We start from the raw sequence: 9,900 nt of genomic DNA on the forward strand, positions 1-9,900 counted from the left end.
GTCGTGCATGGTTCACGACCGGTCGTCGAGTTCGGCGACCGCCAGCGGCAGCGCCTCGCTGAGCTTTTCCAGGTCCGGCAGGGCGGCGCGGTTGGCCTGCACCCCGACGTGCACGGTGCCGCGGAACTGCGACACGGCGATGGCCAACGCGTGTCCGACCGCCAGCGGCGCCACCGGGTAGACCTCGGCCAGCTCCGCCCCGCCCAGCTCCGCCGGGAAGTCCGGCAGCGGCACGTTGGTGATCACCGTGTCGAACAGCAGCGCCGCGCCCTGACCGGCCAGCGGGGTGGCCACCTGGTGCACGATCTGCGGCACCCGACCGGCCAGCACCGGGAACGCGCCGGGCCCGCGCAGCGGACCCGCTCTCTTGTTGCGGCCCATCGATGCCCGGATCGTGCGCAGCCGCGCGACCGGATCCGGTTCGCCCACCGGCAGGTCGCACAGGTAACCCGAAAGCTGGTTGTTCCCCCGCGCGCCGCTGCCGCTGCGGCGGCGGCACACCGGGATCAGCGCCCGCACCGGAAGGTCCTCGACGGGCTGGCCGCGGGCGGCCAGCCACCTGCGCAGCGCCCCGGCGAGCACCGCGAGCATCACGTCGTTGGTGGTGCCGCCGTACCGGGCGCGGATCCGGCGCAGGTCGGCGAGGTCGATCGGGATCAACGCCACCCGGCGTGCGGCCGACGAGGCGGCGCGCAGCGGGGAATCCGGGATCGGCACCCGCATGTTGCGCACCACGGACGAGGCGATGCCCAGCGACTCACCGGATCTCGACAGGGTGCCGCGCACCGTGTCGATCAGCTGCTGCGGTCGGCGGAACATCTCCAGCGCGTCGCCGATCGGGTTGCGCGGCGGCGCCGGGCGCGCCTGGGCGGCCGAGCCCGGCGCGAAACCGTCGAGCAGCCCGAGCCCGACCTCGACGGCGTCCCGGCCGTCGGCCAGCGCGTGGTGGAACTTCACCAGCACCGCGAACCGGTCGCCGTCCAGCCCGGTGATCAGGTGCAGCTCCCACAGCGGACGCCGCCGGTCCAGCGGGTCCGCGATCAGCTCGGCGACCAGTGCGGCCAGCTCCTCGCGACCACCCGGCGACGGCACCTGGTGGCTGTGCACGTGCTCGGCGGCGTCGAAGTCCGGCTGTTCGGCCCAGTGGGCCTGACCCGGCAGCCACGACCGGCCCAGCCGCAGCCGCAGCCGGACGATGCGCTGGGCCCGCTCGGCCAGCAACGCCGCCAGCTCGACCCGATCAACCGGCCTCGCCGGGTGGAACACCGCGACCGCACCGACGTGCATCGGCGCGGTGTCCTGCTCCAGGCACAGGAACGCCCAGTCCAGTGCACTGACCTCGCACGTGGTCGTCATCGCCGCACCTCACCGCAGAAGAAACTCGAAAATGTTGCCGGAATCGAACAAATAGGGAATTCGCAAATTTGGTCAGCCGGGTTACGAAACTGTTTCCGACTCCGAAACCCCCAGCGACCGGCAGATCCAGGCGGTGAGCTGAGCACCGAGCGGCTCGAATGATCGTTCGGCGGACGCGGAAAAGAATTCATTTTCAACAGGGTGCTCGGGGCTGGACAACACCGGACCGCGCAAACCTGGCCTGGGCAACACCGGACTGGGCAACACTGGTGGCAACGGCACTGACGTGGTCCTTCCGGTCGCGCGGGCAGCACTCGACGGCGCTTTTTGCCGGGCCGGTTTTGATCCAGTGCAACGTTGCACGTGGCTACGCAACAATAGTTCGAAATGCACTTCGGGGAACACTTCGAGTGCGTCGACCCTAGCGAAAAAGTGGAACATTGGAAACGGGTGCCCGCAAGCCAGCCCGGACCGACTCGCCCGCTGATCGCTCCGGTGGGTGCCAATTCGCCGCTGCCGGTCACCCACAAGAATGCACTCCGGCGGCACGGCACGGGCGGCGCGAGCGGATTCAATAACACCGCGCCACAAGCCGGGTCGGCACCGGCGGCCGCCGCGCGTGACCAACCTCACCCGGAACGCCGAGTCCGGTGAACCGGGCGAAATTTCCCTGCGGACACGCGAAAACCCCGCCGCGCCCGGTGATCGATCCGGGAGCGGCGGGGTTTCGGTTGCCTCGGTCAGGCGGCCTTCAGGACACCATCGGTCAGCCCGAGGTTGGCCACCACCTCGCGGGTGGCCTTGGCCCGGTTGAGGCTGTAGAAGTGCAGCGCCGGTACGCCTTCGGCGATCAGCTTCTCGCACAGCCGGGTGGTGATCTCCAGCCCGGCCGCCCGGAACCCGGCCGCGTCCTCGCGCAACGGATCCAGCACCGCCGACACCTCGTCCGGGATGGTCATGTTGCTCAACTGCGTGGTCATGCCCAGCACGCGCGGCGTGGTGATGGGCATGACGCCCGGCAGCAGCGGCTGGTGGCAGCCCCGGCTCGCCAACCGGTCCCGCAGCCGCAGGAAGTACTCCGGCTCCAGGAACATCTGCGCCACCGAGAACTCCGCCCCCGCCCGCAACTTGTCGACCATGTGCCGGGTGTCGGACTCCAGGTCCGGGGAACGCGGGTGCAGGTGTGGGAACGCCGCGACGCCCACGCTGAAGTCACCGCACTCGCGCACCAGCCGCACCAACTCCTCGGCGTAGGTGATGCCCTCCGGGTGCGGAATCCACTCGCCCATCGGGTCGCCCGGCGGGTCGCCGCGGATCGCCAGCACGTTGCGGATGCCCTCGGCCGCGTACGAGCCGATGACGTGCCGCAGTTCGGCGATCGAGTGGTTCACCCCGGTGAGGTGCGCCACCGGCACCAGTGTGGTGTCGCTGGCGATCCGACCGGTGGTGCGCACCGTGCGGTCTCGGCTGGACCCGCCCGCACCGTAGGTCACCGACACGTAGGCGGGGTCCAGCGGCTCCAGCTCCCGGATGGCCCGCCACAGCTGGCGTTCCTCCTCGTCGGACTTCGGCGGGAAGAACTCCACCGAGAACACCGTCTGTCCGGGGCGCAACCGGTCGATGACCCGGGTCATGCCTGGTCTCCTCTCCCCAAGTACGTCGTTGCGAGCGGCGTCGGCCGCTCGGCCCACCCTCGCAGCTCGGACCGCCGCGGGTGCTCCGGGGTCGTCTCGCTAGGGCAGCCCCGGGACGTACCCGATGCCGGGGATCCCGGAGTCGAGACGACCCGGAGGTTCCGCTGCGCAAGCCGCGTCGACATTCCTCGATCGATCAGTACCTGTAGTGGTCCGGCTTGTACGGGCCATCCACGTCGACGCCGATGTAGGCGGCCTGCTCCTTGCTCAGCGTCGTCAGCTTGACACCGAGCGCGTCCAGGTGCAGCCGCGCGACCTTCTCGTCGAGGTGCTTGGGCAGCACGTAGACCTGCTTGTCGTACTCACCCGGCTTGGTGAACAGCTCGATCTGCGCGATCGTCTGGTTGGTGAAGGAGTTCGACATCACGAAGCTCGGGTGCCCGGTGGCGTTGCCCAGGTTCAGCAGCCGTCCCTCGGAGAGCACGATGATCGAGTGGCCGTCGGCGAAGACGTACTCGTGCACCTGCGGCTTGATCTCCTGCTTGCGGACGCCCGGCACCTTCTCCAGACCGGCCATGTCGATCTCGTTGTCGAAGTGGCCGATGTTGCCGACGATCGCCTGGTGCTTCATCCGCGCCATGTGCTCGGCGGTGATGATGTTGAAGTTGCCGGTGGTGGTGACGAAGATGTCCGCGGTATCCACCACGTCGTCGAGCACGGTGACCTGGTAGCCGTCCATCGCCGCCTGAAGGGCGCAGATCGGGTCGATCTCGGTGACGATCACCCGAGCCCCCTGCCCGCGCAGCGACTCGGCGCAGCCCTTGCCCACGTCGCCGTAGCCGCAGACCACCGCGACCTTGCCGCCGATGAGCACGTCGGTGGCGCGGTTGATGCCGTCGATCAGCGAGTGGCGGCAGCCGTACTTGTTGTCGAACTTGGACTTGGTGACCGAGTCGTTGACGTTGATCGCCGGGAACAGCAGGTCACCGGTCTTGGCCAGCTCGTAGAGCCGGTGCACGCCGGTGGTGGTCTCCTCGGTGACGCCCTTGATCTCGCGGGCGATCTTGGTGAACCGGTCGCCGTCGGCGGCGACGCTGGCCCGCAGCGTCTCCAGGATCACCTTGTACTCGTCGGGGTCGTCGGCGCCGGGCTGCGGGACCGCACCGGCAGCCTCGAACTCGACGCCCTTGTGCACCAGCAGGGTGGCGTCGCCGCCGTCGTCGAGGATCATGTTCGGACCCTGGTCACCGAACCGGAACAGCTTGTCGGTGCACCACCAGTAGTCCTCCAGCGTCTCGCCCTTCCAGGCGAACACCGAGACGCCCGCGGGCTTCTCGGGGGTGCCCTTCGGGCCGACCACGACGGCGGCCGCGGCCTCGTCCTGGGTGGAGAAGATGTTGCAGGACACCCAGCGGACCTCGGCGCCCAGCGCGACCAGGGTCTCGATGAGCACCGCCGTCTGCACCGTCATGTGCAGCGAACCGGCGATCCGCGCACCCTTCAGGGGCTGCGCGGCCGCGTACTCCTCGCGAGTAGCCATCAGACCCGGCATCTCGTGCTCGGCCAGCCGGATCTGGTGCCGCCCGGCCTCGGCCAGCGCCAGGTCCTTGACGGCGAACTCCAGGCCGCCTGCCTGCTGCAGCTTCGCGCTCATGGTTTCCTTTCTCGTTGCCCCATCTGGTTACGGGTGTCGTACCAGCGGAATCAGGTGTTGAAGTACTTCGCCTCTGGGTGGTGGGCGATGATCGCGTCGGTGGACTGCTCGGGGTGCAGCTGGAACTCCTCGGACAGCACCACGCCGATGCGCTCGGCCGCCAGCAGATCGACGATCTTGGCCCGGTCCTCGATGTCCGGGCAGGCGCCGTAGCCGAAGGAGTACCGCGCGCCCCGGTAGCCGAGCTTGAAGAACTCCTCGACGTCGGCCGGGTCCTCCTGGGCCACCGAACCGCCGGAGGCCCACCGCAGTTCCCGCCGCACGCGCCGGTGCCAGTACTCGGCCAGCGCCTCGGTGAGCTGCACGCCCATGCCGTGCACCTCCAGGTAGTCCCGGTAGGCGTTGCGGGCGAACAGTTCGTTGGCGTAGTCGGCGATCGGCTGACCCATGGTGACCAGCTGCACCGGCAGCACGTCCACCTGGCCGGTCTGCTCGGCCAGCTCCCGGCTGCGGAAGAAGTCGGCCAGGCACAACCGCCGGTCGCGCTTCTGCCGGGGGAAGAAGAAGCGGTGCCGTTCCGGGGCGTCCGGTTCGTCCTTGTCCAGAACCACGAGGTGGTTGCCCTCGGCCACGCACGGGAAGTACCCGTAGACCACCGCCGCGTGCTGCAGGATGCCCGCGGTGGACAGCTCGTCGATCCAGTGCCGCAGCCTCGGTCGGCCCTCGGATTCGACGAGTTCCTCGTAGGACGGTCCCTCGCCCTTCTTCGCGCCGCGCAGGCCCCACTGCCCGAAGAAGGTCGCCCGTTCGTCCAGCAGTGCCAGGTAGTCGGCGACCGCGACGCCTTTGATCACCCGCGAGCCCCAGAACGGCGGCGTGGGCACCGGCGAGTCGGCGTCCACATCGGATCGCGTGGTGTCGTCGTAGCCGGGTTCCTCGCCCTGTTCGGCCTTGCGCTTCTCGGCGATGCGCAGGGACCGCTCGCGGCGTGCCTTGCGCTCGGCCTTCTTCGCTTCCTCCGCCGCGTCCGCCGCGGGGTTGTCGCCGCGCTTGACCGACATCAGCCGGTCCATCAGGTGCAGGCCCTCGAAGGCGTCCTTGGCGTAACGCACATCGCCCTCGTAGAGCTCGTCGAGATCACTCTCCACATAGGACCTGGTGAGCGCCGCGCCGCCGAGCAGCACCGGGTACTTGGTGGCGATGCCCCGGGAGTTCATCTCCCGCAGGTTGTCCTTCATGATCACGGTGGACTTCACCAGCAGGCCGGACATGCCGATGGCGTCGACCTCGTGCTCCTCGGCGGCTTCCAGGATGGCGTTGATCGGCTGCTTGATGCCGATGTTGACCACGTCGTAGCCGTTGTTGGACACGATGATGTCGACCAGGTTCTTGCCGATGTCGTGCACATCGCCCTTGACGGTGGCCAGCAGCAGCTTGCCCTTGCCACCGGCATCGTCCTTCTCCATGTGCGGCTCCAGGTAGGCGACCGCGGCCTTCATCACCTCAGCGGACTGCAGCACGAACGGCAACTGCATCTGCCCGGAACCGAACAGCTCGCCGACGACCTTCATACCCGCCAGCAGGTTCGCGTTGATGATCTCCAGTGGTGGCTTCTCACCCATCGCCGCGTCCAGGTCGGCTTCCAGCCCGTTTCGCTCGCCGTCGACGATGCGCCGCTCCAGGCGCTCGAACAGCGGCAGCTTCGCCAACTCCTCGGCCCGCGAAGCACTGCTGGACTTCGCGGTCTGGCCCTCGAAGAGCTCCATCAGCTTCTGCAACGGGTCGTAGCCCTCGCGGCGCCGGTCGTACACCAGGTCCAGCGCGACCTGCCGCTGCTCATCCGGGATCTTGCTCATCGGCAGGATCTTCGAGGCGTTGAGGATCGCGGTGTCCAGCCCGGCGTCCCGGCACTCGTTGAGGAACACCGAGTTGAGCACCTGTCGCGCCGCCGCGTTCAACCCGAAGGACACATTGGACAGACCGAGCGTGGTCTGCACCTCGGGGTGGCGGCGCTTGAGCTCCCGGATGGCCTCGATGGTCTCGACGCCGTCCTTGCGGACCTCCTCCTGACCGGTGGAGATCGGGAACACCAGGCAGTCGATGATGATGTCGGATTCGACCAGGCCCCAGTTGCCGGTGATGTCGGCGATCAGCCGCTCGGCGACCCGCAGCTTCCAGTCCCTGGTGCGGGCCTGGCCCTCCTCGTCGATGCACAGCGCCACCACCGCCGCGCCGTGCTCGGCGACCAGGCCCATCACCTTCTGGAACCGCGAGTCCGGACCGTCGCCGTCCTCGTAGTTCACCGAGTTCACCGCGCAGCGACCACCGAGGTGCTCCAGTCCGGTCTGGATCACCTCCGGCTCGGTGGAGTCGACCATGATCGGCAGCGTCGAGGAGGTCGCCAACCGACCGGCCAGCTCCCGCATGTCCGCCGCGCCGTCGCGGCCCACGTAGTCGATGCACAGGTCGAGCATGTGCGCGCCCTCGCGGGTCTGGGCCTTGGCGATCTCGATGCAGTCGTCGTAGCGGCCCGCCAGCATCGCCTCGCGGAACGCCTTGGACCCGTTGGCGTTGGTCCGCTCGCCGATGTTGAGGATCGAGGCGTCCTGCTCGAAGGGCACCGCCTGGTACATCGACGACACCGAAGGCACGTAGTCCGGGGTGCGCGGCGCGGGCGCCAGCGCGCCGACCGCCTCGACCACCGCGCGCACGTGCTCGGTGGTGGTGCCGCAGCAACCGCCGACCAGCCGGGCGCCGAAGTCGTTGACGAACCCCAACAGCGCCTCGGCCAGCTCGTCCGGCAGCAGCGGGTACACCGCCCCGTTGGGGCCAAGCTGCGGCAGGCCGGCGTTGGGCATCACCGAGATCGGCACCCGCGCGTTCTGCGCCAGCACCCGCAGGTGCTCGCTCATCTCGGCCGGGCCGGTCGCGCAGTTCATCCCGATCAGGTCGATGCCCAGCGGCTCCAGCGCGGTCAGCGCGGCACCGATCTCCGAGCCGACCAGCATCGTCCCGGTGGTCTCCACGGTGACCTGCGCGATGATCGGCAGCCGCCGACCGGCCTGGGCCATCGCCCGCTTCGCGGCGACGATCGCGGCCTTGGTCTGCAGCAGGTCCTGCGAGGTCTCCACCAGCACCACGTCGATGCCGCCGTCGAGCATGCCGAGCACCTGCTCGACGTAGGCGTCGCGCAGCGCGGTGTAGGGCGCGTGGCCCAACGTCGGCAGTTTGGTGCCAGGCCCGACCGAGCCGAGCACGAACCGCGGCCGGTCCGGGGTCGCGTACTCGTCGGCGGCCTGCCTGGCCAGCGCCGAACCGGTCTCGGCCAGCTCCCGGATCCGCTCCGGGATGTCGTACTCGGCGAGGTTGGCCAGGTTCGCACCGAAGGTGTTGGTCTCGATCGCGTCCGAGCCCGCTTCCAGGTAGCCCCGGTAGATCGAGGACACCACATCGGGCCGGGTGACGTTCAGGATCTCGTTGCAGCCCTCCAGGTTGGCGAAGTCGTCCAACGTCAGGTCGAAGGCCTGCAACGCGGTGCCCATGCCGCCGTCGGCGACGAGGACCCGCTCCCCGACGGCGGTCAGGAACCCGCTCGGATCGTTCTGCCGCTCTGCCATGCCCGTACTACTCCCCCGTATCTCAGCGAAGCTTCGGATCGACCTCTGCCGCCGCAGAGTCGCCGTAGGCCTCGGCAATGCGGGCGACGAACGAGTCGGACTCGACCTGGTACTCCTGCGGTCCGTCGGTCTCCAGCGACACGGTGGCCAAGGTGCACCCCAGCTGCAACGACCGCTCCATCCCGAGACCGTGGGTCAAGCCTGCCAGGAACCCGGCGCGGAGTGCGTCCCCGACCCCGGTCGGGTCGCCCTTCTGCTTCTCCTTCGGCGGTGCGACCTCCAGGGTCGGCTCCGACCTCGACTCCACCTGCACGCCCTTGGGGCCCAGCGAGGTCACCCAGATGCCGACCCGCTCCAGCACCTCGGCGTGCGTCCAGCCGGTGCTCTGCAGCAGCAGGCCGTGCTCGTACTCGTTGGTGAACAGGTATTCGGCGCCCTCGACGAGCTTGCGGATCGCCTCGCCCTCCATCCGGGCCAGCTGCTGGCCGGGGTCGGCGAGGAACCGGTAGCCGCGGTCCAGGCACTCCTGGGTGTGCCGCAGCATCGCGTCCGGGTCGTTGGCTGAGATCACCACCACGTCCAGGCCGCCGAGCCGGTCGGCGACCGGCTTGAGCTCGATCTCGCGGGCCTCGGCCATCGCGCCCGCGTAGAACGAGGCGATCTGGTTGTGGTCGGTGTCGGTGGTGCACAGGAACCGCGCCGTGTGCTTGGTCCCGGAGACGTACACCGAGGCGGTGTCCACCCCGTGCCGCTCCAGCCACCCGCGGTACTCGTCGAAGTCCTGGCCAACCGCACCGACGAGCGCCGACCCGACGCCTAGCTGGCCGAGGCCGAAGGTGATGTTGGCCGCGATCCCGCCGCGCCGCACCTCCAGTTCGTCGACCAGGAACGACAGCGACACCTGCTGGAGACGATCAGCCACCAGGTGGTCGGTGAACCTACCGGGGTAGGACATCAGATGGTCGGTGGCGATCGAACCGGTCACCGCAATCCGCACTGCAACACTCCTTCACCAGGGTCGGCTGCCGCTTCAGCCCCGACCTCGAAGCTCTACTGGACCCTGGGCCGCCACACCAGACTGCGGGGCGCGGTCCACCACGCCCCGCAGTATTGCGCGACAGCCTCGTCGATCGACGTCAGATGCCCGCTGCGCTCTTCAGCGCCTCGGACCGGTCGGTGCGCTCCCACGGCAGATCGACGTCACTGCGTCCGAAATGACCGTACGCCGCGGTCTGCGCGTAGATCGGCCGCAAGAGGTCCAGGTCACGCACGATGGCCGCGGGACGCAGGTCGAAGACCTCGTTGATCGCGGCCTGGATCTTGACCGGGTCGACGTTCTCGGTGCCGAAGGTCTCCACGAACAGACCCACCGGAGCAGCCTTGCCGATCGCGTACGCGACCTGCACCTCGATGCGGTTGGCCAGGCCCGCGGCGACGGCGTTCTTGGCGACCCAGCGCATCGCGTAGGCGGCCGAGCGGTCCACCTTCGACGGGTCCTTGCCGGAGAACGCGCCGCCACCGTGGCGGGCCATGCCGCCGTAGGTGTCGACGATGATCTTCCGCCCGGTCAACCCCGCGTCACCCATCGGACCACCGACGACGAACCGGCCGGTCGGGTTGACCAGCAGCCGGGTGTCGG

Annotated in this window: 6 protein-coding genes; all 6 read right to left on the reverse strand. The window is 69.0% G+C overall.

Annotated elements, in window-relative coordinates:
- Window positions 1-12 precede the first annotated feature (12 nt).
- Window positions 13-1,356: a wax ester/triacylglycerol synthase family O-acyltransferase gene (locus ACTWQN_RS14875; RefSeq protein ID WP_443204038.1), complete on the reverse strand. Its 1,344-nt coding sequence runs from the start codon at window positions 1,354-1,356 to the stop codon at window positions 13-15.
- 740 nt (window positions 1,357-2,096) lie between these two features.
- Window positions 2,097-2,990 carry a methylenetetrahydrofolate reductase gene (locus ACTWQN_RS14880; protein WP_443204039.1) on the reverse strand — a complete coding sequence of 298 codons (894 nt, stop codon included), beginning with the start codon at window positions 2,988-2,990 and terminating at the stop codon, window positions 2,097-2,099.
- Window positions 2,991-3,186: 196 nt separating this feature from the next.
- Window positions 3,187-4,644, reverse strand: a complete 1,458-nt coding sequence (gene ahcY / locus ACTWQN_RS14885) for an adenosylhomocysteinase (protein WP_443204040.1) — start codon at window positions 4,642-4,644, stop codon at window positions 3,187-3,189.
- 50 nt (window positions 4,645-4,694) lie between these two features.
- On the reverse strand, window positions 4,695-8,261 hold the full coding sequence (gene metH / locus ACTWQN_RS14890; protein WP_443204041.1) for a methionine synthase: 3,567 nt from the start codon (window positions 8,259-8,261) through the stop codon (window positions 4,695-4,697).
- 22 nt (window positions 8,262-8,283) lie between these two features.
- The gene (locus ACTWQN_RS14895; protein ID WP_443204042.1) at window positions 8,284-9,258 is read right to left on the reverse strand and encodes a carbohydrate kinase family protein; all 975 of its coding nucleotides are present in this window, start codon (window positions 9,256-9,258) and stop codon (window positions 8,284-8,286) included.
- Window positions 9,259-9,397: 139 nt separating this feature from the next.
- A partial coding sequence (locus ACTWQN_RS14900) for a methionine adenosyltransferase domain-containing protein (protein ID WP_443204043.1) occupies window positions 9,398-9,900 on the reverse strand: 503 nt, incomplete at its 5' end.

It is taken from the genome of Saccharopolyspora antiqui (assembly GCF_052246905.1).
GTDB lineage: Bacteria > Actinomycetota > Actinomycetes > Mycobacteriales > Pseudonocardiaceae > Saccharopolyspora.

Bases quoted from the DNA above. Each gene is read 5' to 3' on its own strand.
- ACTWQN_RS14875 (WP_443204038.1), bottom strand. From the start codon at position 1,356: ATGACGACCACGTGCGAGGTCAGTGCACTGGACTGGGCGTTCCTGTGC.
- ACTWQN_RS14880 (WP_443204039.1), bottom strand. From the start codon at position 2,990: ATGACCCGGGTCATCGACCGGTTGCGCCCCGGACAGACGGTGTTCTCG.
- ahcY (WP_443204040.1), bottom strand. From the start codon at position 4,644: ATGAGCGCGAAGCTGCAGCAGGCAGGCGGCCTGGAGTTCGCCGTCAAG.
- metH (WP_443204041.1), bottom strand. From the start codon at position 8,261: ATGGCAGAGCGGCAGAACGATCCGAGCGGGTTCCTGACCGCCGTCGGG.